At 69.2% G+C, this 24,801-nt stretch carries 24 protein-coding genes and 1 other RNA gene; 4 read left to right on the plus strand and 21 right to left on the minus strand.

Annotated features, from left to right (window positions below; translation table 11 throughout):
• Positions 1-80 precede the first annotated feature (80 nt).
• A complete protein-coding gene (locus ACM2XV_RS02550; protein WP_344774275.1) occupies positions 81-356 on the plus strand; it encodes a ferredoxin in 276 nt (91 codons plus the stop codon).
• Between the two features lie 127 nt (positions 357-483).
• On the opposite strand, the gene ACM2XV_RS02555 is transcribed toward ACM2XV_RS02550, so the two are convergent.
• The 8 genes from ACM2XV_RS02555 to ACM2XV_RS02590 all read right to left on the minus strand — a co-directional run bounded on the left by ACM2XV_RS02555 (position 484) and on the right by ACM2XV_RS02590 (position 10,677).
• Positions 484-2,007, minus strand: a complete 1,524-nt coding sequence (locus ACM2XV_RS02555) for an FUSC family protein (RefSeq protein WP_487025863.1) — start codon at positions 2,005-2,007, stop codon at positions 484-486.
• A gap of 11 nt (positions 2,008-2,018) precedes the next feature.
• Positions 2,019-2,588, minus strand: coding sequence for a cysteine hydrolase family protein (locus tag ACM2XV_RS02560; protein ID WP_344774271.1), 570 nt, complete (start codon positions 2,586-2,588; stop codon positions 2,019-2,021).
• Positions 2,589-2,612: 24 nt separating this feature from the next.
• A complete protein-coding gene (locus ACM2XV_RS02565; RefSeq protein ID WP_487025864.1) occupies positions 2,613-3,023 on the minus strand; it encodes a MarR family winged helix-turn-helix transcriptional regulator in 411 nt (136 codons plus the stop codon).
• Positions 3,024-3,159: 136 nt separating this feature from the next.
• Positions 3,160-4,437 (minus strand): Glu/Leu/Phe/Val family dehydrogenase, encoded by a 1,278-nt coding sequence (locus tag ACM2XV_RS02570; protein WP_344774267.1) that lies wholly within the window; start codon positions 4,435-4,437, stop codon positions 3,160-3,162.
• Positions 4,438-4,474: 37 nt separating this feature from the next.
• A complete protein-coding gene (locus ACM2XV_RS02575) occupies positions 4,475-5,830 on the minus strand; it encodes an MFS transporter (protein ID WP_344774265.1) in 1,356 nt (451 codons plus the stop codon).
• A gap of 52 nt (positions 5,831-5,882) precedes the next feature.
• A complete protein-coding gene (locus tag ACM2XV_RS02580) occupies positions 5,883-7,028 on the minus strand; it encodes an aminotransferase class V-fold PLP-dependent enzyme (protein ID WP_344774263.1) in 1,146 nt (381 codons plus the stop codon).
• A complete protein-coding gene (locus tag ACM2XV_RS02585) occupies positions 7,025-8,647 on the minus strand; it encodes a hydantoinase B/oxoprolinase family protein (protein ID WP_344774261.1) in 1,623 nt (540 codons plus the stop codon). Before ACM2XV_RS02585 ends, ACM2XV_RS02580 begins: the two co-directional genes overlap by 4 nt.
• Entirely contained in the window at positions 8,644-10,677 is a 2,034-nt protein-coding gene (locus tag ACM2XV_RS02590) for a hydantoinase/oxoprolinase family protein (RefSeq protein WP_487025865.1), read from the minus strand. Before ACM2XV_RS02590 ends, ACM2XV_RS02585 begins: the two co-directional genes overlap by 4 nt.
• Before the next feature lie 165 nt (positions 10,678-10,842).
• Between ACM2XV_RS02590 and ACM2XV_RS02595 the strand changes: the two genes are divergently transcribed.
• Entirely contained in the window at positions 10,843-11,700 is an 858-nt protein-coding gene (locus ACM2XV_RS02595) for a MurR/RpiR family transcriptional regulator (RefSeq protein ID WP_344774257.1), read from the plus strand.
• Between the two features lie 295 nt (positions 11,701-11,995).
• On the opposite strand, the gene ACM2XV_RS02600 is transcribed toward ACM2XV_RS02595, so the two are convergent.
• The 4 genes from ACM2XV_RS02600 to ssrA all read right to left on the minus strand — a co-directional run bounded on the left by ACM2XV_RS02600 (position 11,996) and on the right by ssrA (position 18,250).
• Positions 11,996-14,284 (minus strand): ArnT family glycosyltransferase, encoded by a 2,289-nt coding sequence (locus ACM2XV_RS02600; RefSeq protein ID WP_344774255.1) that lies wholly within the window; start codon positions 14,282-14,284, stop codon positions 11,996-11,998.
• Positions 14,285-14,310: 26 nt separating this feature from the next.
• Entirely contained in the window at positions 14,311-16,329 is a 2,019-nt protein-coding gene (locus ACM2XV_RS02605) for an ArnT family glycosyltransferase (RefSeq protein ID WP_344774253.1), read from the minus strand.
• Positions 16,326-17,651, minus strand: a complete 1,326-nt coding sequence (locus ACM2XV_RS02610; protein ID WP_344774251.1) for a bifunctional glycosyltransferase family 2/GtrA family protein — start codon at positions 17,649-17,651, stop codon at positions 16,326-16,328. The genes ACM2XV_RS02605 and ACM2XV_RS02610 overlap by 4 nt, the downstream gene beginning before the upstream one ends.
• Positions 17,652-17,848: 197 nt before the next feature.
• Positions 17,849-18,250: a transfer-messenger RNA gene (gene ssrA / locus ACM2XV_RS02615) on the minus strand.
• A 124-nt stretch (positions 18,251-18,374) separates the two neighbouring features.
• Between ssrA and clpS the strand changes: the two genes are divergently transcribed.
• Both clpS and ACM2XV_RS02625 read left to right on the plus strand, forming a co-directional pair.
• Positions 18,375-18,680: an ATP-dependent Clp protease adapter ClpS gene (gene clpS, locus ACM2XV_RS02620; RefSeq protein WP_344774249.1), complete on the plus strand. Its 306-nt coding sequence runs from the start codon at positions 18,375-18,377 to the stop codon at positions 18,678-18,680.
• A 14-nt stretch (positions 18,681-18,694) separates the two neighbouring features.
• Positions 18,695-19,189: a DUF2017 family protein gene (locus ACM2XV_RS02625; protein WP_344774247.1), complete on the plus strand. Its 495-nt coding sequence runs from the start codon at positions 18,695-18,697 to the stop codon at positions 19,187-19,189.
• A gap of 13 nt (positions 19,190-19,202) precedes the next feature.
• On the opposite strand, the gene smpB is transcribed toward ACM2XV_RS02625, so the two are convergent.
• The 9 genes from smpB to ACM2XV_RS02670 all read right to left on the minus strand — a co-directional run.
• Complete coding sequence (gene smpB / locus ACM2XV_RS02630; protein ID WP_344774245.1) at positions 19,203-19,679, minus strand: SsrA-binding protein SmpB; 477 nt, start codon at positions 19,677-19,679, stop codon at positions 19,203-19,205.
• Between the two features lie 31 nt (positions 19,680-19,710).
• Positions 19,711-20,625 carry a permease-like cell division protein FtsX gene (ftsX, locus tag ACM2XV_RS02635; protein ID WP_344774243.1) on the minus strand — a complete coding sequence of 305 codons (915 nt, stop codon included), beginning with the start codon at positions 20,623-20,625 and terminating at the stop codon, positions 19,711-19,713.
• Positions 20,625-21,602, minus strand: coding sequence for a cell division ATP-binding protein FtsE (gene ftsE, locus ACM2XV_RS02640; protein WP_344774241.1), 978 nt, complete (start codon positions 21,600-21,602; stop codon positions 20,625-20,627). Before ftsE ends, ftsX begins: the two co-directional genes overlap by 1 nt.
• A 51-nt stretch (positions 21,603-21,653) precedes the next feature.
• Complete coding sequence (gene prfB / locus ACM2XV_RS02645) at positions 21,654-22,763, minus strand: peptide chain release factor 2 (protein ID WP_344774239.1); 1,110 nt, start codon at positions 22,761-22,763, stop codon at positions 21,654-21,656.
• Positions 22,764-22,788: 25 nt separating this feature from the next.
• Complete coding sequence (locus ACM2XV_RS02650; protein WP_344774237.1) at positions 22,789-23,241, minus strand: pilus assembly protein TadG-related protein; 453 nt, start codon at positions 23,239-23,241, stop codon at positions 22,789-22,791.
• Positions 23,238-23,702 (minus strand): TadE family protein, encoded by a 465-nt coding sequence (locus ACM2XV_RS02655; protein ID WP_344774235.1) that lies wholly within the window; start codon positions 23,700-23,702, stop codon positions 23,238-23,240. The genes ACM2XV_RS02650 and ACM2XV_RS02655 overlap by 4 nt, the downstream gene beginning before the upstream one ends.
• Positions 23,680-24,063, minus strand: coding sequence for a TadE/TadG family type IV pilus assembly protein (locus tag ACM2XV_RS02660; RefSeq protein ID WP_344774233.1), 384 nt, complete (start codon positions 24,061-24,063; stop codon positions 23,680-23,682). Before ACM2XV_RS02660 ends, ACM2XV_RS02655 begins: the two co-directional genes overlap by 23 nt.
• Positions 24,060-24,230, minus strand: coding sequence for a hypothetical protein (locus ACM2XV_RS02665; RefSeq protein ID WP_344774231.1), 171 nt, complete (start codon positions 24,228-24,230; stop codon positions 24,060-24,062). The genes ACM2XV_RS02660 and ACM2XV_RS02665 overlap by 4 nt, the downstream gene beginning before the upstream one ends.
• A 53-nt stretch (positions 24,231-24,283) precedes the next feature.
• Positions 24,284-24,801, minus strand: a 518-nt coding sequence (locus ACM2XV_RS02670) for a type II secretion system F family protein (RefSeq protein ID WP_487025866.1), incomplete at its 5' end; no start/stop codon positions are given.

The raw sequence follows: 24,801 nt of genomic DNA on the forward strand, positions 1-24,801 counted from the left end.
TCGCCGCCGACATCGAGCAGCACAGGAACGGCCGCTGTCTGCGCGCCGCGCACTGAATTGACTCAGAAGGACGCATTCCGATGAACCAGACGATTTCGAACGGCCGGCCGCCGCGGCCGGACCCGGCGCCGGCCGTCGCCCTGCACATCGATTGGACGCGCTGCGACGGCCGCGGCCTGTGCTCGGAACTCCTGCCGGAACTGCTCGGGCGCGACGAGTGGGGTTACCCCCTCGCCTCCGAGCGGCACCGCGGCCGCGACATCCCCGTCCCCGCCGAGTCGGAGGCGGCCGCGCGCGACGCCGCGGCCCTCTGCCCCGTGCTCGCGCTGAGACTCACCGACCCCCGTGCGCGCTGACAAGTGCGCCCCGACCGCGACGAGAGGAGTCGACGACAGGACCTTTTCCAGCCCATAACTGAATATCGAGTAAGCCATCATGAAGGACCCCCGCCAGGAGGCGGGGGTCCTTCGCCGTCTCGTCGAGCTAGACGCTACGGGGCGTCGCACGAGGGCCCTCGGCGTCTCCGGTGATGTCGATGAGGACGGCGCTGGTCTCAGCCAGGGAGCGCTCGATCTCGTTCTGCGGTCCGGAGACGGTCTTCGGCTCACCGGACTCGAGGTGGTCGGCGTGAGCGCTCAGGCGGTGCGCGATGACCCTCCTTCGTTTTTCATCGGCAGGGTCGCCGAGCGGTTCGAGTGCGCGTTCGCGCAGTTGGTCCGACATGTGGTGGATCCGGAGAAGCTCTCGGACGATGGCAGACCTGCCGGGGCGGTCCCCGAGGTGGCCGGCCAGGCTCTCGACGTGCCGTTGCGATGCCAGCGCCCGTTCGAGCGCGCCGCCGGTCGCTGCCGAAGGCGTACCGGGGCCGGCAGATGCGGCGAAGAGAGTCGCGTGGGCTCGGAGCACCTCGGTGAGCGCCCCGGTGATGCGGCTGTCTGCGCGGCTGGGCCAGATGAGGAAGATCGCGGCCAGCGCGAGTGCTGCGCCGAGGGCGTTGTTGACGACGCGGAGCGCGACGTCCGCGGGCCCCAGCGCCGTCCCCTGCTCGATCATGAGGAGGAGGACGGGTGAGGCGAAGATCGGCCAGTAGCCGTAGTTGAAGCCGCGCATGGGGCGGGCGAGCGCCCCGCAGACGACGATGATGGCGAAGACGACCGCTTCCGGGGCGCCCCGGGTTGCCAGCAGCAGTGCCCCAGCGAGGACGCAGCCGACGGCCATGCCAACGAGCCGCTTGACGATCCGGCTGACGGTGTCGCCCCATGCCGGCCGTAAGGTCGTGAGGATTCCGACGAGTGCCCAGGATGCGTGCGGAACGTTCAGCAGGTCCATCGCCGTGTAGGCGATCAGGAAGCAGACGCACAGGCGGACCGCGAAGCGCACTTTCGGCGTCGGGGGACGCAGCCAGGCGAGCGTCGGGCGGAAGCCGCGATCGCCGGCCTGAGCGGTGGTGGCCGCCTGGTAACGGCCGCCGAACACCGGCATGAGCATGACCAGGGCCGCCCAGACGCAGCCGATGGCGAACACCGTGAGGTGTTCGCCTGCCGATCCGGTGGCCGGCCCCGCGCTTCCCGCTCCGGGAACGGCGATGATCAAGCAGATCAGGGGCGTGGCGGCGAAGTTCCGGACAGGGATGCACAGAGCGAGCACGGCGGAGCTGAGAAGCACAGCCCAGAGATGCCCTCCGGTCGCGATTCCGATGGCGGTGCACCCCTCCAGAAGGACGACTCGGATGAGGTACTGCCGGAAGCGGGCTCCGAGGGCGGGCTGCGGGACCGCGATCGCCGTCAGCCATCCGGCCAGTGCGGCGTTCAGACCGTCGGCGGTCCTGCCCGTGAGAAGCCCGGCCGTCAGCGGTGCGGCCAGGACGAGGACGGTCGCCGCGGCGATGTTCCACTGGAACCTCGCATCGGGGTCCCGGCCGAGGTAGACCGATGTGCCACGCCGCACCCATCGGCGCAGCGTCCGGGATGGGGCGGCCGGCCTCGAAGGTCCAGCGGCGATCGCCAAGCGGACCGTCATCAGCTGCGAGCGTCGAGCGCGGCCAGGAGCTCGTCCGTCGCAGCGCTCTCGCTGAGCTTGGGAAAGATCCGCCGGAGACTGTTCTCATGCGCTTCGGCGTCCACGTCGGTGACGGCGTCGGTGGCGATGACCACGTGATAGCCGTGCTCGTGCGCCGAGCGCGCCGTCGACTCGACGCCCATGCTGGTCGCCAGCCCCGTGAGGACCACCTGGGTGACACCGCGGGCTTGAAGCTGCTCGTCCAGAGAGGTGTCGTGGAAGGCGCCCCACCTGCTCTTCGTGATGAGCAGGTCGTCCGGCTGCGCGTCGAGGTCCTCCACCAGATCCGCCCAGTCAGCCGGACGTGGTGCCGGCGCCGGGGCGTTGCGGCCGGCATCCGTACGGCCTGGCGCCGCCCCGGCCACGTTCACAAGGACAACCGGATGCCCATGGGCGCGGAAGGCACGCGCGAGCTGCCGCGAGCGTTCGATCACCTCAGAGACCGGGTGGATCGTCGGGTACGCGGTGGTGCCGTTCTGAAGATCGATCACGACGAGCGCGGGGCTCTGGTCGAGTGTCGTCAATGCCATGTCTGTCCAATCCGTGACGCGAAGTCACTGGTGGGTGGTGATGCGGTCCAGCAGTTCGCCCGCCTGCCGCAGGAGAGCCTGTTCGTCGTCGGTGAGCACCGCGTCGATGGTCCGGCGCAGCCATGCCTCGCCGCCGCGGCGATGCTGTCTCACCAACTCCTCGCCCGCCTCGGTGATCGAGACGAGAACACGTCGACCGTCATCCGGGTGCCGGTTCCGCTCCAGCAGTTGCTTGCTCTCCAGCAGCCGTAAGGAGGCGGCCACATTCGAGCTGCTCATGGCCAGGGCACCCGCGAGCTCGACGGGCGTGCTGACGCCGCCCGCGCGACTGATCGCCGCCAAAACCAGCGTGTCCGTCACGGACACGGGCCCGGTGCTCATCTCCGAGCGAATACGGCGCTGGAACGCAGCGACCTGACGGCGCAGCGCCGTCACCTCCGACTCATTCATATTGCTATGAATCATAGCAATATTAGCGGCGGTGCGTGCGTTGGTGAGGGGCTTTCTCACGGAAGCCGGACGCAACCCGCGAGCAGATGCCCCGTGATCTCCCTGCTCCCGAGCGCTGGGTCTAGGGATAAAGCCCGCGCAACCGGTGAGCGCGCGCGACGCGTTCGACCGCGACGGCGGTGGCGGTGCGTCGTAGTGAGCGGTGGTCGCGGCTGCTGCGTTGGCTGAGGTAATTCCATGCCGCAAGCATCTGGCTGCGCAGTCGCTGGGCGACGTCCTCTTCAGTCCACCAGTAGGCCTGGTTGCCCTGCACCCATTCGAAGTAGGAGACGAGGACGCCGCCGGCGTTTGCGAGGATGTCGGGCACGACGGTGGTACCGCGGGCTTCGAGGATCGCGTCGGCTTCTGGAGTGGTGGGGCCGTTGGCGCCTTCTACGATTAGCGGTGCGCGGACCCGGGGTGCGTTTTCGGCCGTGAGCACGCCTTCGACTGCGGCGGGAATAATCACGGTTACCTCGAGTTCGAGGAGCTGTTCGGCAGGAAGCGGGTCTGCTGCGGGAAATCCGGTGACACTGCCGGTGGCGTCGACGTGGGCGGCGAGGGCGGCGACGTCGATGCCGGCGTTGTTGTGGATGGCGCCGTACTGATCGCTGACCGCGACGATGTTCAGCCCGGCGTCGGCGAGGAAGAGGGCGGCGTCGCGGCCGACCTTCCCGAAGCCCTGAATCGCGGCGGTCGCGGTGGCGGTATCGAGCCGGAGGCTGCCGAGGGCGGCGAGGGTGATGTGGCCAAGGCCGTGGCTGGTCGCGGAGGCGCGACCGCGGGAGCCGCCGAGCTCGAGGGGCTTGCCGGTGACGACGCCGAGGACGGTGTGCCCGGCGGCGACCGAGAACGTGTCCAGCATCCAGGCCATGGTCTGTTCGTCCGTGCCGATGTCGGGAGCAGGGATGTCGCGGTCGGGGCCGATGAAGTGGGAGATCTCGCTGGTGTATCGCCGGGTGACGCGTTCGAGCTCGGCGGTGCTGTAGGCGCGAGGGTCGATGGTGACTCCACCCTTCGCGCCGCCATAGGGCACGTTGAGGAGGGCGCATTTCCAGGTCATCCACATGGCCAGGGCGCGGACTTCGTCGATGTTGACCATCGGGCTGTAGCGGATGCCGCCCTTGGCGGGTCCGCGGGAGAGGTTGTGTTGGACGCGGTAGCCGGTGAAGTTTTCCAGGCTTCCGTCGTCGCGGCGTAGCGGGATGGTCACGGTCAGCTCGCGCCGGGGCGTCGCGAGGGCGCGGGCCTCGGGCTCGGAAAGCCCCAGGTGCTCGGCAGCCTCCCGGAGCTGGTGACGGGCGGCGTCCAGGGGGCTGGTGGCGGCATGGTGTGTCTCACCGGCTGTGATCAAGCTCATGATGTCTCGGCTCTTTCAGCGGAGCGGGCGGTTGCGGTCAGTTGGGGGCGGCGGCCTCGGAGCCGGCGAGTTCGAGCGCGGTGGTCTCAGGCCCTTGCAGGCTGCGTCGGAAGGTCTCCGGCAGAGCCAGCAAGCATCCGAAGCTGAGCGCGGCGGCGACCAGGAGGTAGATCGTGACCCCGCCGGTTCCCAGCGAGGAGGCGACAAGGGCGGTGGCGATGAACGGGGCGAGGGCCCCGCCGAAGATGCCGGCGAGTTGGAAGCTGAAGGAGGCGCCGGTGTAGCGCTCCTGGGTGCGGAACAGCTCGGGATAGAGGGATCCCATGATCCCCCAGGTGCTGGCGTGTCCGAGTCCCAGCGCCACGGCGAAGGCGAGAATCACGAGCCCCTGGTTGCCGGTGTTCACGAGGGGGAAGAAGCAGAAGGACCAGACGGCGAAGACGACGAGCCCGGCGAGGAAGACTTTCTTGCGTCCGATGCGGTCGGACAGGGCACCCATGACGGGGATGATGACGACCTCGCAGGCGGCGCCGACGGCGAGGCCGATGAGCCCGACGTTGGTTTCCAAGTGCAGGTTCGCCGTGAGGTAGCTGAGGCTGTAGGTCGCGAAGGTGTAGTAGGCGACGTCGACGCCGATGCGGGAGCCTGTGGCCAGGAGCAGGTTCTTGGTGTCACGGCGGACGAGGGAGACGATCGGGAAGCGCGAGGTGTGGCCCTGCTCCTTGATCTTCGTGAAGGCGGCGCTGTCGGCGACGGTCAGCCGCATGATGAGGCCGACAATGAGCAGGATCACCCCGGCCAGGAACGGGATGCGCCATCCCCACTGAGTGAAGGCGTTGCCGCTGACTGCTGCGGCCAGGGCCATCATGCCGCTGGCGGCGAGGTTGGCGGCGGGGCTGCCGATCTGCGGCAGTGCGCCCCACAGCCCGCGTCGGCCGGAGCCGGCGTGCTCGGTAGTCATGAGGACTGCGCCGCCCCATTCGCCGCCGAGGGCGATGCCCTGGATGAGGCGGAAGAACACGAGCAGCAGCGGGGCTGCGTTCCCGATGGTGTTCGCGGAAGGGATCAGGCCGATGCAGACGGTAGCGATGCCCATCATGAGGATGGTCACGATGAGCGACGTCTTGCGCCCGTAGCGGTCACCGAAGTGGCCGAAGATCAGCGCCCCGACGGGGCGGAGGAGGAAAGAGGCGGCGAAGGTAGCGAAGGACTGCATGGCGCCGACGAACGGTGTGGAGTGGGGGAAGAACACCGCGGGGAAGGCGACGGCGGCACTCGTGGCGTAGATGTTGTAGTCGTACCACTCGATGACGGAGCCGATCGTGCTGGAAGCCAGGATTCGGGCGGCGCCGCGCCGCGGCGTTGCAGCGGAGGGTGCGGTGATGCTGGTCATGGTGCGATTTCCTTTCTGGATCACGCCATCGGAAGCACGTGGGCGGGTGGGTTCAGAGCAGGTCGATCAGCCGTTGGATGTCGGACTGGTCGTTGTAGAGGTGAAGGCTTGCCCGGACTCTGCCGCGGCGCAGCGAGACGCGGACGCCGTGGGAGTCGAGGCGTGCGATCATGGCCCCGGGGTCAGGGGCGGGGAAGGCGACGATGCCGGATTGGGCAGTGTCGACTGCGGGGTTCAGGCCGGCCTCGGTGAGGCCGATGATGAGCCGGTCGGCGAGGTCGAGGACGTGGCGTTCGATGCGGGCGATGCCGGCCTCCTCCAAGAGGGAAAGGGCGGCGTCGAGGGCGAAGAGCCCCGCGAAGTTGTGGTTACCGACTTCGAAGCGGGCCGCGGAGCCCAGTACGGAGGCGTTCTGGAAGTCGCCGAGGTCGGACTCGTGGAGACCCTCACGCTGGACGCCGGCAACCGACAGGAACGGTGGACGCAACCGATCGAACCAGTCGGCACGGCAGTAGAGGACGCCAAGCCCGTACATGCCCAGCAGTCCCTTCTGGGTCGCGGCGGCCAGCGCGTCGACGTCGTCTCGATGCACGTCGATGTCGACGACGCCGGCGGCCTGGGCCGCGTCGACGAGGAAGAACGCTCCGTGGGCATGGGCGACCTGGGCGATGGCGGCGAGATTGGGCCGTGCGCCGGTCCAGGCGGAGACCGCCGAGAGGGTGACGAGCCGGGTGCTGGCGTCGATGGCCGCCTCGATGTCCTGGGCGCGCACGACTCCGCCGGGGCCGACCGGGGCGGTGCGGATGTTCACGCCGCGGTCCCTCAAGTGAACCCATGGGTAGACGTTGTTGGCGTGCTCGAACTCGGGGCTGACCAGCACGCTGTCGCCGGGCTGCAGCTGAAGGGCCGCCCCGATGGTGTTCAGCCCGTCAGAGGTGTTCTTCATGAACGCGATCTCGTGGGCGTCGGCGCCGAGGAAGGCGGCGGTGCGGGCGCGGATACGCTCGACGCGGGCGAGCCACTCGTCCTTGTCGGCACCGCGGGCGCGGCACACCGTAAGGTATTCGAGCATCTCCCGGTGCACCCGATCGGCCATCGGGGCGCGGCCGGCGACATCCAGGTACGTCAAGTCGTCCAGCACCCGGAACTCCTGCCGGGCGACCTGGAACGCGGCGGTGTCGGTCGTGGTCGTGCTCATCGGCCTGCCTCTCCGTAACCGGCGCCACCGGGGGTCTCCACGCGCAGCACGTCCCCGGCACGCAGCAGCAGGTCGCGGGCTATGCGCGGCAGCTCGGTCTCGTCCTCGGTGCCGGGGTTGAGCAGGAAGCGGCCGGGGGCGCCGTCGCCGCCGCCGGCCACGCCGAGCGCCGGTTCGACGTGGCGTTCGCCGGTCAGGCTGATCTGCGCGCTCTCGGACAGGATGCGGTAGTCGCGCCGGATGCCGCGGCCCCCGCTGTGCGCGCCGACGCCGCCGGAGCCGTCGCGCAGCTCGTAGCGCTCGATACGCAGCGGGAATGCCCGCTCGAGGGCCTCCACGGGCAAGTTGGCGGCGCCGGAGGCGTAGATGCGGACAGCGTCCAACCCGTCGTAGGCGGCGGTGGCGCCTAGTGCCCCGGCGATGGTCTCGTAATTGACGAAGTAGCTGCCGCTGCGGTCGTCCAGCCCTGCGAGGACGACGAGCTGGTGCGGTCCGGAGCCGGCGACGATGCGGTCCGGGGCGGCCAGTGAGAGCACTCCGGCGATGGCGTCGGCGAGCACGCCGCAGCTCAGCGCGCGGGCGCCTACCGGCGCGGGCTCCACAGGATTCACGATCGTGCTTTCCGGGGCGTGGATCTCCACGCTCCGGTAGAAGCCGTCGTTGGTGGCGATCCCCGGGTCCAGCAATGTCTTCACCACGCAGAACGCGGTCGCGGCCGTGGCGGCAAGCGGCACATTGCGGGCATAGGGCATCTGGGGGCTGGAACCGGCGAAGTCGAAGATCAACCGTCCGTCTCGGACTTCGAGGCGGACGTGGATGCGCAGGGGGGTGCCGTCCGGCAGCGGATCCATGTACTCGTCGTGTTCGTACACGCCGGGAGCGATCTCGGCGTAGCGGGCACGGATGCGCTTCTCGGTGGCCTCCAGCAGCGCCTCAAGGTAGCCGCGGAGGTTCTCGCTGCCGTAGCGGTCGTCGAGTTCAATGAGCCGCTGCTCGGCGACCCGGTTGGCGGCGATCTGGGCGCGCAAGTCGCCGCCCCGATCTCCGGGCACCCGGGAGTTGAGGGCGACGATCGCGATGACGTCCTCGTTGACCCGCCCGGCCTCCACGAGTCTGACCGGCGGTAGCCGCAGGCCTTCCTGGAAGATCTCGCGGCAGTCGGCGGACTCGCTGCCGGCGGCGATTCCGCCCACGTCGGAGTGATGGGCGGTGCTGGCGGCGTAGCCGATGAGCCGGTCGTGGCTGAAGATCGGGGCGACCACGTTCACGTCGGGAAGGTGGGAGCCGCCCCCGTGGTAGGGGTCGTTGGCCACGAACATGTCCCCGGGGCGCAGCGTGTCGGCGGGGTGGGCGCGATGCACGGCCTGGACCGAGCCGAGCAGGGATCCCATGTGCAGCGGCAGGCGCTGCGACTGGGCCAGGACGCGGCCTTCCGCGTCGAAGAGGCCGGTGGAGCAGTCGCCCCTCTCGCGGATGTTGGGCGAGTAGGCGGTGCGCATGAGCGCCCCGCTCATCTCCTCGGTGATCGCGAACAGGGCGCTTCCGATCACCTCGGTCGTGATCGGGTCCAGGCGGCCCGGCGTGGCCATGGTCTCGATGGTGGTGGTGGCGGGGGTCACTGTGCCTCCTCGATGATCAGGTTGAAGAACTCGTCGATGCGGGCGGCCTGCCCCGGGAGGATGATCGTCGTCGCGTCCAGCTGCCCGACGACCGCGGGTCCCTGGCAGCTCCACCCCGACGGCAGCGCTTCGCGCCGGTAGATCTCGGCCTGCTGCCAGGAGCCGTCGACGAAGATGTCACGGATGGTGGGCGCGGGGTCGCCTTCCGGGATTCGCTCAGAGGACCAGGAGCGCTCGGCCGGGGCGGTCGCAGTCAGGCGCACCGCGACCACGCGTACCGGCTCTTCCGGCAGGGCATAGCCGTAGCGCTGCTCGTACAGTTTGTGGAAGTCGGCGACGGCCCGGCGCAGGGCATCCGAGTCGGGGTGCCCGTCCAGCGGTACTTGGAGCGCGTGGCTCTGGTTCGCGTAGTGCAGTTCGATGTGCCGCTCGAGCACGACAGCGTCGGTGACCGCCTCCACTTCCGCCCAGTGCGCGGCCCGCTCGTCCAGACGCTGGTAGGCGTGCGTGATGGCGGCGGCCCCGGCCTCGGTGGCCTCCGCGACGCAGGTGGCGCCGAAGTCGCCGCGCACATCGGCGCTGAGCGCTCCGTATGCGCACAGAATGCCGGGGGCCGGCGGGACGAGCACGCGACGGATGCCGAGTTCCCGCGCAAGCGCGGAGGCGTGCAGAGGGCCGGCGCCGCCATAAGGCACGAGAGTGAAGTCGCGGGGGTCGGTTCCGCGGGCGACAGAGACGGCCCGGACGGCGCCTACGAGGTCCGCTTGCAGTACCTTCAAGATTCCGTCTGCGGACTGCGTCGCGTCCAGGCCGAGCCCGTCACCGATCTGGGTCTCCAGCGCCCGTTCTGCCGCGGGAGTGTCCACGCGCAGTGTGCCGGCCAGCGGCGCATCTGAATGCAGGTACCCCAGAGCGCAGTCCGCGTCGGTCACGGTCGGGAAGATCCCGCCACGGCCGTACGCGACCGGGCCGGGCATGGCGCCGGCGCTCTTCGGGCCGACCTTCAGTAGCCCGCCGTCGTCAACCCAGGCGATGGAGCCGCCGCCGGAGCCGACGGAGACGACGTCCACCATCGCCCCCATGATCGGGCGCCCGTCCATCTCCCGCTCATGCACGATCGGGATCCGTCCGTCCCGGATGAGGCATACGTCGGTGCTGGTTCCGCCCATATCGAAGGTGATGATGTCGCGAATGCCCGCCTCGGAGGCCAACTGGACCGCACCGAGCACCCCGGCGCTCGGGCCGGAGAACAGGGTGGACACCGGTAGCTCGCCGGTAGTCGTTATGGAGGCCAGGCCGCCGTTGGATTGCACCACTCGCACCGGTGGGGTGATGCCGGCCGCGGCGACTCCGTCGGAGAGGTGGTCCAGATAGCGGCGCATCACCGGAACCAGCGACGCGTTCACCGCGGTCGTGCTGAACCGCTCGTACTCCCGATACTCGGGGTGCACCTCACTCGACACCGACACAGAAGCGCCGGGCAGCGCCTCGTGGAGACGCTGACGGATCTTGTTCTCCTGGGCGCTGTCCGCGTAGGAATGCAGCAGACATACCCCCACTGCCTCCACGGCGGCGGCCCGCAGTCGGTCTATCGCGGCTTGGAGCTCCTCCTCGTCGACCGGCTGCACCTCGCTGCCGTCGGCGGCCAGACGCCCGCCGACCTCGATCCGCAACTCACGAGGCACAACCGGCTCCGGCTTGCGCACAGCCATGTCATACAGATGCGGGCGCCGCTGGCGTCCGAGCTCTAGCACGTCCCGGAACCCCGAGGTCGTCAGCAGGCCGGCGCGGGCCGCGTTCCCTTCCAGCACCGCGTTGACCGCGACCGTCGTGCCGTGATTGAACCGGCTGATCTCCGCATGGGGCACATTGTGGTCGGCGAGCAGCCCAAGGACGCCGGAGAGGATGGCCTGGGACGGGTCCTCCTTGCTGGACGGAACCTTCCGAACAGCGATCAAGCCCCGTTCCTCATCGACCAGTGCGATGTCCGTGAACGTCCCCCCGGTGTCGACCCCGACTCTCCACGCCATGCGTGTTCCTCCTCCGTGACATTGAGTGACTCGGAGACTAGCCAGCAAACCGTCAGCTGTGCAAGCGATTTCGCGCAGGTAAACAGGTCTGCAATTTCCCTTGCAAACCTTGCAGTTCTGAAGCATTGTCGTAATGCGCGCATCGACCAGAACGAGAGGGAGAACATGGCAGAGCTGGACGATATTAGGGGGCGCCTGCTCGGGCTCGCACCCACACTCGGCAAGGCGCAGCGGCAGGCCGCGCGCGCGATGCTCGAAGACATCGAGGCCGTCGCCTATCTCACCGCGGCGGAGCTTGCCGAGCACGCTGGGGTGCACACCGCCACGGTCGTGAGACTCGCGCAGCATCTTGGATTCGACGGCTACCCCCACCTCCAGCGCTCGCTGCGTGCCACCCTGTCGCAGTACTCACGATTCCTGCAGGCGATGGAGGACGAAGTCGAGTCCGGGACCGCGGCCGCAACGGTATCGGCGGTCCTTGCACAAGCGCGACGGAACCTTGAGCACCTCTCCCGGCGCATCTCGCCGGATCTGCTGGCCAACGTCGCGGAGACCCTGTCCTCCGCGCAGACGGCCCTGGTCCTCGGCCTCGGCGCAGCCGCCCCTGTCGCAGCGCATCTAGCGTCGTCGCTGCGCCTTCTCGGGATCTCGGCTGATCAGCCGATAGACACGGTCTCCGCGGCTCAGTATCTGGGCCTGCTCGGTGAGACCGATGCGGTCGTGGCCATCGATTTTCATCGGTACTACCGCGTCACCGCAGACCTCGCCAGCGCCGCCGCGCGCTCAAACATCGCGGTGATCGCACTAACCGACAGCGAGATGTCACCCCTCGCGCCGATAGCCCGGCACACGATCGTCGTGCCGTCCGACAGCCCTACCCCGCGCACCTCTCTCGCGCCGGCGTTCGCCATCGTGGAAGCGATCATCGCTCTTACCGCCCGTGCCGACCGGTCGCGCGCTGAGGAGTCGATGCGGCGTATCGACGCTTCGCACTCCAATCTCAAAGTCTTCGTCGGGGACTAGTCCTACGTGCAGGGAATACCTGTGGCCGCCGAGAAGATGGACGCCGAGTCGGCGGGGAGTCGCATTGCTGGCCCTCTGGCCTCGCTCGCAGTCTTGAACACGGCTGCAGGTTCCTGATGCGAAGCAATCACGACACGGTGTCCACGGCACATTTTCATCGAAGCCGGTCGCCATGCAGGATTTGTGAATCTTCTGTCGGCGCTCGATCACCTCGGCGAGGGCCACCTGGACCAATCGCAAACGGCGTGTGGCCCCGCAGGAATCCTGCGGGGCCACGCGGACGGACGTCGTCGCCTCAGCTCTTCGCGCTGCTCAGGTCGTAGATGGTCTGGCCGCCGACGGTCTTCGCAGTGAAGTTCTTTGCGACCCACTGCTCGATCTGCGTCGCGTACGAGCTGCTGCCGCCCGGCATCCCGCCGCCCATGCCGCCCGAGGAGATGTAGTAGCCGATCTTGCCCTCGGCGACGTACTTCTTGAACTCGGCGAGGGTAGGGGCCGGGTCGCTGGACCAGCCGCCGATGGCCATGACGGCCGTGTCGGTGTCGAGCTCGAGCTGCGCGGCGGACTGCGAGCCGTTCACCGCGGCCGCCCACGTGGCATCCGCGGAGGTGAGCAGCTTCGTGAGCGCGCTCGAGGTGGTGCCGCCGCCCATGCCGCCGGCGCCCGCGCCGCCGCCTGAGGGCGCTCCGCCTTGGCCGCCATCGACCTGGCTCTGCGGGCCGCTTGTTCCGCCGCCGGGGAATCCCTGGCTGTCGGCATCCGGGTTGTCCGAATCCGTGCCAGAGCTCTGCGAGGACGAGCCGCCCTGCTGCGGCCCTTGGCCCGAGCTCGTACCCGGCGCGCCACCCGGAGCACCGCCCTGCCCGTCGCCCTGGCCGCCTCCCGGCATCCCGCCGCCTCCGAAGCCGCCCGACGACGAGCCGGCCGGCCCGACGCTCGGGATGGACCCGGTGTGTCCGACCGCGACGGTCGCGAGCGAGTAGGCGGTGGTCCCGGCGAGTCCGCTCACGATGCCGGCGAGCACGCCGACTGCGACCAGCTTGCGCATCGCGGGGACGCTGCCGACGAGGACCGCGGCGGCCGAGAGGATGCCGACCGCGAGGATCGTCCAGCGCAGCCAGGGCTGCCATGACGGGTTCTCGTTCAGCAGGCACCACGCCCAGCCCGCGCTCGCCGCGATCATCGCGGCGAGTCCGACCCGGCCGATCCACCGGCTGCGTGCCTTCCACAGCAGCGCGCCGCCGGTGCCGACGAGGCCGCCGATCGCGGGCACGAGCGCGACGGTGTAATAGGGGTGGATCGTGCCGGACATGTAGCTGAAGACGAGCCCGGTGACCACGAGCCAGCCGCCCCAGAGCAAGAGGCCGGCGCGTGCCGGGTCGGCGAGGCGGCGGCGACCGACGACGGCGAGACCGAGCACGAGCGCGATGAGCGCAGCCGGGATGAGCCAGGATGCCTCGAGCCCCATCTCGGAGGAGAAGAGGCGGCCCAGTCCGGTCGAGCCACCGAAGGACGAGCCGGCAGCCCCGCCCATGCCGCCCCCGCCGGGAGCGCCCCCGCCGTCGCCACCGCTGAAGTCCGGCATCCCGCTCTGCCCGCTCGTGCTGCCGCCCGGAGCGCCCCCGCCTCCGCCATTGCCGTCGCCGCCGAAGATGCGGCCGAGACCGTTGTAGCCGAAGACGAGCTCGAGCACCGTGTTGTTGGTGGAGCCGCCGATGTACGGCCGGGCGGACGCCGGCCACAGCGCCACGGCGAGCACCCACCAGCCCGCGCTCACGACGAGCGACCCCGCCGCGATGAGAAGCCCGACAATGCGGCGCCCCCAGCCGGTGCGCGCGGCGAGCAGGTAGACCACCGCGAACGCGGGCAGTACGAGCAGACCCTGCAGCATCTTCGTGAGGAAGGCGAAGCCGAGAGCGACGCCCGCGAGGGCGAGCCAGCGCCAACTGCCCCTCGGCAGCGCGCGGACGACGCAGTACGCCCCAGCCGTCATGAGCAGCACGAGCAGCGCGTCGGGGTTGTCGAAGCGGAACATCATCGCCGCGGCCGGCGTGAACGCCACGACGAAGCCGGCGACGAGCGCGCCCACATTCGCCGTCGTCGCACCGAGGCGCGTCAGCGTGCGGCGCACCGTGCCCCAGGTCAGGGCGACCGAGCCGACGGCCATGAGCGCCTGCGGGAAGAGCAGACTGAAGCTCGAGAAGCCGAACAGCCGCGCCGAGAGGCCCATCACCCACAGCGACGCCGGCGGCTTGTCGACCGTGATGAAGTTCGCCGAGTCCAGCGAGCCGAAGAACCACGCCTTCCAGCTCTTCGTTCCGGCCTGCACGGCGGCCGCGTAGAAGCTGTTGGCGTAGCCCGAGACCGTGAGGTCGGTGAGATAGACCACGGCCGTGACGGCGAGCAGCAGCCAGAACGCGGGCCGCAGCCAGCGCGGGTCCCCCGGTGAGCCGAGAAAGAGACGACGCAGTGCGTCGCCGCGGCGACGAGGGGCGGATGCCGCGCCGGGGTGTTCGGCGACGGCATCCGTGTTCTCGGTGAGCGGGTGGTCGGTGGTCGTGAGTTGCACGAGGGAGGTCTCCATGTCGGTGGATGTCTGATCAGTTGGCGTCAGCTAGCAGTGGCGGACGACGAGGCCTGGGTGCTCAGGTCGTAGACCGTGACCCCGCCGACCGTCCTCGCGGTGTAGGTGGCCTCGACCCAGCTGGCGATCTTGCTCGCCACGTCGCTGCCGCCGTTGGACTGGCCCACGGAACCGGCGATGTAGTAGTGGATCTTGCCCTCCGCGACGTACTTCTTGAACTGGGCGAGGGTCGGCGACGGATCGCTGCCGTTGAAGCCGCCGATCGGCATCACCGAGTCGCCCGTCGCGAGCTGGTAGCTCGCGGCCTCGTTCGAGCCGGTGGTCGCGGCGACCCAGGTGTAATCGGATGCGTCCTTCTCGAGCAGCGCGGTGAGCGCGCCGCTGACGGAGGTCCCGCCAAGCAGCCCGCCGCCGGCGCCGCCCGGACCGGGCAGTCCACCCTGGGGCGCTCCTCCACCACCGGACGCGCCCTGACCGCCGCCCTGGCGCGGACCGGGTCCGCCTTGCCTGCCGCCCATGCCGCCTGGGGCTCCCCCGCCCATCGAGCCAGCAACGGCCGGCCCCGCCGTGACGATCGACCCGGTGTGGGCCGTTGCGACGGTCTCGAGCGTGTAGGCGAGCGGCGAGACGAGCCCGACGACGATGAGCAGCACGAGCACGGCGGGCGCCACCCGCTTGCTGAGCCACGGCAGCGCGACGACGGCCGCCGCGGCGGCAATGCCGAGCACAAGCACCACGACTTTGAGCCAGGGCAGCCACTCGCTCGCCCGGGCGAGCAGCACCCACGCCCACAGCGCCGTGCCGATCGAGGTCGCAGCGAGCAGGATGCGGACCCAGAGCCGATCGCGTGCGGCCCAGACCACCGTGCCGGATGCCGCGAGCAGGCCCGCGAGCGGAGCGGCGAGCGCCACCGTGTAGTAGGCGTGGAAGATGCCTCCCATGAAGCTGAACGCGAGCAGGGTGACGAGCAGCCAGCCGCCGAAGGTGGCGATCATGACGCGCTTTGTGTCCGTGCGCGGGGCGCGCCCGATCAGCACGAGCGCGGCGACCATCAGGGCCAGCGCGGCCGGGATGAGCCACGAGATCTGACCCCCGATCTCGTTCTCGAACAGGCGGAACAGGCCCGTCGAGCCCCATGACCCTGCACCGCCCCCGGCCGCAGTCCCCATACCACCGGTCACGCTGCCGGTCTCGTTGCCGGTCAGCCGGCCGAAGCCGTTGTAGCCGAAGGTCAGCTCGAGGAAGCTGTTGCTCTGCGAGCCGCCGATATATGGCCGGTCGGCTGCGGGAACGAGCTCGACGACCGCAACCCACCACCCCGCGGAGACGATGACGGCGCCGAGCGCGGCGAGCAGGTGCACGACGCGCCTCAGGACGCCGGTGCGCGCGAACGCGAGGTATGCCCCCGCCAGCACAGGCAGGATGAGGAACGCCTGCAGCTGCTTCGTCAGGAATCCGAAGCCGACCGCGATCCCGGCGAGCGCCAGCCAGCGCAGCCGTTCGCGTTCGATCGCGCGGAGCGTGAAGACCACGGCGGTCGTCAGCAGGAGCAGCAGCAGGGCGTCCGGGTTGTTGAAGCGGAACATCAGTGCCGCGACCGGCGTGAGGGCGAGGGTACCGCCCGCGATGAGTCCCGCGACAGCCCCGAAGCGATGCCTTACGGCGAGATAGACGATCGCGACCGTCGCCACGCCCATGAGCGCCTCGGGAAGCAGGATGCTCCACGAGCTCAGTCCGAAGACGCGGGCGGAGAGCTCCATCAGCCAGAGGCTGGCGGGCGGCTTGTCGACGGTGATCGAGTTGCCGGCGTCGCTCGAGCCGTAGAAGAAGGCGACCCAGCTCTTCGTGCCGGCCTGCACTGCTGCCGAGTAAAACGTGTTCGCCCATCCGCTCGCGGCCAGGTTCCACACGTAGAGGACGCCGGTGACGAGAAGAAGGCCGGCGAAGGCGATCCATTCCCTGCGGAGCCCGACGCCGCGCGTGGATGCCGCGGCGCGGGGCCGGTCTTCTTCCCGGGCGACCTTGATCGCGGTGACGAGGCTCATCGCTTGCCTGCTTTCTGCTCGACGAAGTCGGATGAGGGGGAAACGACACCGATGGGCACAGTCAGCGGCTTGACGGCGGCCCGCGGCGGGGCTCCGGCAGCGCCGTCGCGCCTGCGGCGGAACACCCACCACCGCAGGAGCACGAAGCGCACCAGGGTCGCGACCACGTTCGCCGCGGTCAGCACGACGACTTCGACTCCATGGCCCGCGCCGGAGTACCAGGCGTGAAGTCCGAGCAGCGAGCCGCTCGTGATCAGCCAGGCGAGTCCGAAGACGACGAGTCCCTGGGCGTGGTGGGTCGCCGCGTGCGATCTGCCCCGCACGCCGAACGTGAAGCGGCGATTCGCCGCGGTGTTCGCGACCGCGGTGACGAGCAGTGCCACGAAGTTGGCGGCTTGAGCGGGGATCGCGTGCGCGAGCACGAGATAGAGCACCGCATAGGCGACCGTCGACAGCCCGCCGATCATCCCGAAGCTGAGCAGTTGCATCAGGAGACCGTTGCGATGCCCTGCCGGCGCGCTGAGCGGCTGGCGGCCGAAGCGAGCGTAGAGCTCGCCCACCGGAAGGCGCCCCTTCGCAAGGTCGCGTGAGACGCGCCACATGCCTTTGATGTCGGCGGCCGCGGTGGCGACGATGTCCACCGAGCTGTCGGGGTCGTCGACCCAGTCGACCGGCACTTCGTGGATGCGCAGCCCGGACCGCTCGGCGAGCACGAGCAGCTCCGTATCGAAGAACCAGCCCGTGTCCTGCACGTACGGAAGCAGTTCGCGCGCCACGTCGGAGCGAATCGCCTTGAAGCCGCACTGAGCGTCCGAGAACTTGGCGTCCATCATGGTGCGCAGCATGAGGTTGTAGCTGCGCGAGATGAACTCGCGCTTGCCGCCCCGGATGACCCGTGAGCTGCGCGCCAGGCGCGTGCCGATCGCGAGGTCGGAGTGGCCCGAGAGCAGCGGCGCCACGAGCGGCCGCAGGGCGCGCAGATCGGTGGAGAGGTCTTCGTCGAGATAGACCAGAACCGCGGCAGGGGAATCCGACCACACCGCCTTGAGCGCGCGGCCGCGGCCCTTCTGAGGCAGATGCACGGCGCGAACGCCCTCGAGTTCCTCGGCCAGCCGGTCCGCAATCGCCGGCGTGGCATCCGTGGAGGCGTTGTCTGCGATTGTGATGCGCCAGCTCTCGGGCACTGCAGCCGACAGGAAGTCCTGCAGCTTCGTGACGCTGCGCTCGAGGGTCGCCTGTTCGTTGTAGACCGGCATGACGATGTCGATGTCCAAGCCGGGCGGATCCGTTGGTTCGCCGTGGGGACGTGCTGTCTCGCTCATGCCTTCAAGGCTGGTTCGGCGTTCTTCCTGGTTTCTTATTCGCGCCGTGCGGAGGACGAGAGGAAGCTATGCATTTCCTAGCCCTTCCTCATCGAAGCGGGCCCGAGGCCGCCCGCCTGAACGCACGAAAGGCGACCCGATCGGGTCGCCTTTCGTGCTCAACACCGTGTGACAGCGCCTCGCGCCGACCAGCCGAATGGTGGAGATGGGGGGAATTGAACCCCCGTCCATCGCTGTGGTCGTCCGCATTCTCCGGGCGCAGCCGCGCTTATCGCTTTACTCGGTCCCGAGGCTAGGTGGCGGCCACCACCTCGACGGACCCAGCCCTAGTGCGAGTCCCCGACCGCCCTAAGGCGTAACGGTCGAGCAAGCCTTCTAGATGACGCCAGACCCGGGTGGAAGGCTAGTAACCGGGCTGACGGCCGATGTAAGTGTCCGCTTAGAGGAACTTAGGCCGCGAGAGCGACCTGAGCCTTGGCGGAGACGGCAGTGCTGTTGGAATTGGCACTTATGTTTTGCGAGGGGCGTTTACGAGATAACCCCGCATCCTCGGCCCGCTTCTCAGACTCGCTCAGGCGATGTCGAAACCGATCATCCCCATGAGGGGCGGTCGGGCGGGCGCTGTCACACGCTGTCGAGTTGTTGCAGTTGCACGCGCTCACAGAAGAGCGGCTCACCAATATACAACGGATACCTTGCGCCAGGATTCCCTAGCATGGAGTCATGGCGCAGATCAGCTCGCCCGATGTCGATCAGGAGCTGGAGCAGCTTCTGCAAGACCAGACGAGGCGCGGCACGCCGTGGCGCACCATCGTCTGGAACGACCCCGTCAACCTCATGTCATACGTGGTCTACGTCTTTCGCAGCTACTTCGGCTTCGAAGAAGACAAGGCCACGAGGCTCATGCTCGCGGTGCACCGGGAGGGCAAGGCGATCGTGGCGCAGGGCACCCGCGAAGAGATGGAGCGGCACGTGCAGGCGATGCACGAATACGGCCTGTGGGCCACGCTCGATCGGGCAGAGCTGTAAGGAGCACCCGCCGAGTGGCGCACATCAAGACGACATACGACGGCCGCGTGAGCGCCGAATTCGACCCCATCGAGCGCGACATGCTCGCGCAGCTCACGAATGAGCTCATCGATTTGCTGACGCAGGCGGATGCCGGCCCCGATGCGGCCGCCGACCCGAGCCTTCCCCGCGACCCCGCCCTCGAGCGGCTCCTCCCCGACGCCTACCGCGACGACGCCGAGTCCGCTGCCGAGTTCCGGCGCTTCACCGAGGACGACCTCGTCGCGCTGAAGACGGGGAACGCTCTCGCGCTGGCTCGTGCGGCGGCGGCATCCGGCCCCGTGATCCTCGACGAGCGCGAGGTGCTGCCCTGGCTGCGGGCCATCACCGATCTGCGTCTCGCGCTCGCGACGCGCCTCGGAATCGAGACCGACGAGGACGAGGGCTCGAACGACCCGGAACTCGCGCCCGCGAAGGCCGCCTACTGGTGGCTCGGCGAGCTGCAGGAGCGGCTGATCAGGGTGCTGTAGCAGCTTCCCGCAGCTACTCCCCCAGGTGGTTGCGCTGCCGCATCGCGCGTTCGGCCTCGCGCTTGTCCTGCCGCTCGCGCAGCGCCTGGCGCTTGTCGTAATCGCGCTTGCCCTTGGCGACCGCGATCTCGACCTTCGCGCGCCCGTCGCTGAAGTAGAGCTGCAGCGGGATGATCGTGTACCCGCCCTCTTTCACCTTGTTGGCGAGCTTGACGATCTGCTGCTTGTGCAGCAGCAGCTTCCGCTTGCGGCGCGGCGCGTGGTTGTTCCAGGTGCCGTCGAGGTACTCGGGGATGTACACCGCATCGAGCCACGCCTCGCCGGCGTCGACGAAGGCGTAGCCGTCGACGAGGGACGCGCGCCCCTCGCGCAGGCTCTTGACCTCGGTGCCGGTCAGCACGAGGCCCGCCTCATAGGTGTCTTCGATCAGGTAGTCGTGCCGGGCCTTGCGGTTGGTGGCGACGACCTTCTGACCACGTTCGCGTGGCATCCGCTCAGTTTATCGTGCGCGTCTGCGCGACTCAGACGCGCAGGTACCTGCTGATCGCGATGTTGCTCGCGATCGCGGCGACCACGATCGCGGCGATCACCAGGATCGGCGCAACCGTCAGCGCATTGCCCGTGCCGACGAAGTTCGTGAACGGGATCGACGCCTGCAGATACCCCTGCACGAAGAACTTGACGATGCCCCATGTCGCGATGCCCGCGAGCACCGAGCCGATGACGGCGGCGAAGACGCCCTCGAGGATGAACGGCGTCTGGATGAAGCGGTTGGATGCCCCGACGAGTCGCATGATCGCGAGCTCGCGCCGTCGTGAGAACGCCGAGAGCCGGATCGTCGTCGCGATCAGCAGCGCAGCCGCCACCAGCATGACGACCGCGATCGCGATCGCTGTGAAGCTCGCGACGTTGAGCATCGAGAAGATCTGGTCGAGGTACTGCCGCTGATCTGTGACCGACTGCACGCCCGGCAGGTTCGAGACGCTCTCGACGATCACCGCCGACTGGTTCGGGTCTTTCAGGTTGATCCAGAACGTCTGGTTCAGCAGGTCGGGGGTGACATAGTCGGCGACCGGGTTGTTCTTGAACTGCTTCTTGAACTCGGCGAAGACCTGGTCGTGGTTCTCGAACGTCGACTTCTTAATGAACTTCGCGAGGGCGGGTGACGCCAGCTCCTTCTTCACGGCGTCGATCTGCTGCTGGGTGGCGTCCCGGCCGGTGCAGGTGTCGGAGGAATCCGTCGCCGTGCACATGTAGACGGCGACCTGGGCCCGGTCGTACCAGTAGCCCTTCATCTGGCCGATCTGCATCTGCATGAGGATGGCGGCGCCGACGAAGGTCAGCGAGATGAATGTGACGAGGATAACCGAGACGACCATCGAGAGGTTGCGGCGCAGGCCGCTCGCGGCCTCCGTCCAGACGAGTGCGAATCGCATTACTTCACCGGCCCCACGTTCTGGTCGTACTCCTGCCCGTCCGTGCCGTTCGCGCGCAGCCCGAGGCGCTCGGCGAGCGAGATCTCGGCCTCTGCCGGGCGCTGCACGGGCGTCGCGCTCGTGATCGGGCGCACGTTGTTGCTCTGCTCGGCGGGCTCGTCGGCGGATGCGGCGGGCGCGGGCTCGCCCGCGGGCTTCGCCACGGGCGCGACGGGCACGACGACGCCCGTGGCGAGCTGCACGGTCTGCGGCTCGGCCGGGGCGGGTGCGGGCTTGGTCAGCGGAATGGCGGCCGTCACGCCGTAGCCGCCGTGGCGCTCGTCGCGCACGATCTGGCCCTGCGAGAGCTCGATGACGCGCTTCTTCATCTGGTCGACGAAGTGCGCCTCGTGGGTCGCCATGATGATGGTGGTGCCGCCCGCGTTGATGCGCTCGAGAACGCTCATGATGCCGGCGCTGGTGGCGGGGTCGAGGTTTCCGGTCGGCTCGTCGGCCAGCAGGATCTGCGGCTTGTTGACCACGGCACGGGCGATGGCGACGCGCTGCTGCTCGCCGCCGGAGAGCTCGTGGGGCATCCGCTGCGCCTTGCCGTCCAACCCGACCATCTTGAGAACGTCGGGCACGGCCTCCTGGATGAAGCCGCGCGACTTGCCGATCACCTGCAGCGTGAACGCGACGTTCTGGTACACCGTCTTGTTGGGCAGCAGGCGGAAGTCCTGGAAGACGACGCCGAGGTTGCGGCGGAAGTACGGGACCTTGCGGCTCGAGATGGTGCCGAGATCCTGGCCGAGCACGTGGATCTTGCCCTTGGTCGGCTTCTCCTCTTTGAGGATCAGGCGCAGGCAACTGGACTTGCCGGAGCCCGACGCGCCGACGAGGAACACGAACTCGCCGCGTTGCGCTTCGAAGGACACGTCGCCCAGCGCGGGGCGATTCGTGCCGCGGTACTGCTTTGAGATGTGATCAAACCGGATCATGACCGGGCCAGGTTAGGCAGACCGGCGCGGGATTCCGGCTAGCGACTCGCCCTAATCGTCGCTCGGCTGCTTGCGCCAGCGGATGCCTGCGGCGATGAGCCCGTCGAGATTGCCGTCGAAGACCGTCTGCGGGTTGCCGACCTCGTAGCCGGTGCGCAGGTCCTTGACGAGCTGCTGGCCGTAGAGGAAGTAGGAGCGGATCTGATCGCCCCAGCTCGCGGTGATGTTCCCCGCGAGCTCCTTCTTCTTGGCGGCCTCCTCTTCGCGCTTGAGCAGCAACAGGCGGTTCTTGAGCAGCGCCATGGCGGCGGCGCGGTTCTGGATCTGCGACTTCTCGTCCTGCATGGAGATGACGATGCCGGTCGGGAAGTGGGTGATGCGCACGGCCGAGTCGGTCGTGTTGACGCTCTGGCCGCCGGGGCCCGACGAGCGGAACACGTCGACGCGGATGTCGGTCTCGGGGATCTCGATCTCGCCGGTCTCCTCGAGCAGCGGGATGACCTCGACGGCCGCGAAGCTCGTCTGGCGCTTGTCGGCGCCGCCGAACGGGCTGATGCGGGCGAGGCGGTGCGTGCCGGCCTCGACGCTCAGGATGCCAAAGGCGTAGGGCGCGTCGACCTGGAAGGTCACCGACTTGATGCCGGCCTCTTCCGCGTAGGAGGTGTCGAGCACCTTCGTCGGCCAGCCCTGGCGCTCGCAGTACCGCAGATACATGCGCAGCAGCATCTCGGCGAAGTCTGCGGCATCGACGCCGCCCGCACCCGAGCGGATCGTGACGACCGCGGGCAGTGCGTCATATTCGCCGTCGAGCAGCGTCTGCACCTCGAGGTCGGCGACGGTCTTCGTGAGCTCCTCGAGCTCGTTCCTCGCCTCTTCCGCGACCTCGTCGTCGCCCTCGTCGTTGGCGAGCTCGACGAGCACCTCGAGGTCGTCGAGCCGCTGCTCGATGCCCGTGACCTTGCTCAGCTCGGCCTGCGCGCGGCTCAGCGCGCTGGTCACCTTCTGCGCCTTCTCGGGGTCGTCCCACAAGTCGGGAGCGCCCGCCTGCTCGCTGAGCTCGGCGATCGTCGCCTTCAGCCTGTCGACGTCGACGACGGCACGGATGTCTGAGAAGGTCGAGCGCACCTCGGCGATCTGGGCGCTCAAATCGAGTTCGATCATTTGCAGCCCAGCCTACCGGCGCGGTTCACCAGAACACCGGCCGCGCGCTTCCCTCGACCTCGATGCGCACCCCGTGCGGCACGAACGCCGAGAGCAGCGGCGGCCGCCACTGCTCGGCGAGGCGCACACGGGCGCTCCGCCCGTCGGGCGAGCCCGCGCTGACCAGGGCGACCGGGGTGCGGCGCCCCTGCGTCGCCGCGCTCAGATAGTCGGATGCCGCATGCCGCACCCGAGCGCCATCGAGCCGCGGGCGCACCTCGCCGCCCGCACCGAGCACGGTGGTCTCGACCGTGAAGGAATCCGCGCCGGCGAGCGCTGCGCCGTCGGCCAGCGTGTAGAGGCGCGAGCGCTCGAGGTAGAGCGAGGTCGCGGCGGTCACCACGAGGACCAGCGCGAGGGCGATCGCGAAGAAGCCGAAGACGAGAGGCAGGATGCTGCCGTCGTCGCTTCTCAGCCCCGGCGCCCGCACGCCGGTCACGGCGCGCCCCCGAGGCGGAACACGGGCGCGGTGGCCGTCGCGGCGACCGGCACCCTGGCGACCTTCTGCAGACCGAACACCGGTGGCACGAAGGGCAGCTCGACCTCGGTGCGGATCGTGGCGGTGACCCGCGTGCCGGCGGCGAGGCAGTCGGCGGCAGCCGCGCCTTCGCAACTCAGAATGAGGTCGCCGTCTCGGCGGGCGAGTCGCCGGTCGGCGAGGGCCACCGTCACCGCCCGGTCGGCGGAGGCACGGCCTCCGGCATCCGTCGCCGCCGCGACATACACGCGCGCGGCCTCGCGCGCCGCGCCCTCGACGGCGAGCGAGCCGCCCTGGATCGACGCCAGCGCGATGCCGAGGTACACGAGCGGCACCAGCAGGATGACGCCCGTGACGAGGAACTCGATCGGGGCGTTGCCGTCGTCGCCCGCGAGCCGCCTAACCCGCATCGACAGCCGCATGGCCACTCACCTCCAGCGCCCGACGGAAGCCGATGAGACCGATCACCGGAAGCGTCGTCTCGACGCGCACCTCGACGACCCGGATGCCGTCGTCGAGCTCGTACGCGGCCGTCACGTCGCCCGCATAGCGGCCGCCGAGCGACGCGGTGACGAGCTGCCGCGTTCGCGCCTCGCCGTCGCCCAGCGTGCCGTCGGCGAAGGCGGCGACGCGGGCACCCTGCGCCGCGGCGTCCTGCACGGTGTTGCGCACGAGCAGCACGAGCGTGAACTGCACGACGGCGAGCAGCAGCACGACAAGCAGGCCGCCCACCATCGCGAATTCGGCCGGGGCCGAGCCGCGCTCGTCGCGCAGCCGCCTCACGGGCCCGTCATGACGGAATTCACCGCGTTGGTGAAGACCTGAGTGAGGGTGTTTCCGGCCAGCGCCCAGATCGCGATCACGAGCCCGGCGGTCATGGCGGTGATGAGGACCCAGCCGGGGACATCCCCCCGGTCCTCGTCGCGCACGCGGCTCAGCAGCCACTTCATCTCTTCTCCTCCGTATCGGACGTACGAACGTCGTGGGTCGACAACGCGCCGCTTTACATGCCGGCACGCAGAATGAACACCCCGGGGAACACCGCGATCAGCACGGTGAGCGGCAGGACCCCGAAGATCAGCGGCACGAGCATCAGCACCTCTTTGCGACCCGCCACCTCGAGCAGCTCGCGCTTGCGCTCGCTGCGCGCGTCGGCGGCCTGTGCGCGCAGCACCTCGGCCAGCGGCGCCCCGCGCTCGAGCGCGCCGATGACCGCGTCGGCGAAGAGGGACAGCCGTGGAATCCGCAACGCCCTCGCCATCGCCTGCAGCGCGTCGGCGAGAGGAACGCCGAGGCCGACCTCTGCGACGACGCGGCGCAGCTCGAGCCCGAGCTCGCCGCTGCTCGCGCGCGCGACCCGCCTGATCGCATCGTGACTCCCCTCTCCCGCGGACAGGCTGAGCGCCAGCAGCTCGGCCACCGTCGGGAACTCCTCGGTCAGGCGTGCGAGCCGCCGCCGGGCCGCGCGGCTCAGCAGCAGGTCGCACGCCGAGAACGCGGCGAGGGCGCCGACGACGGCGA

Source organism: Gryllotalpicola sp. CP2-P1, assembly GCF_057512245.1.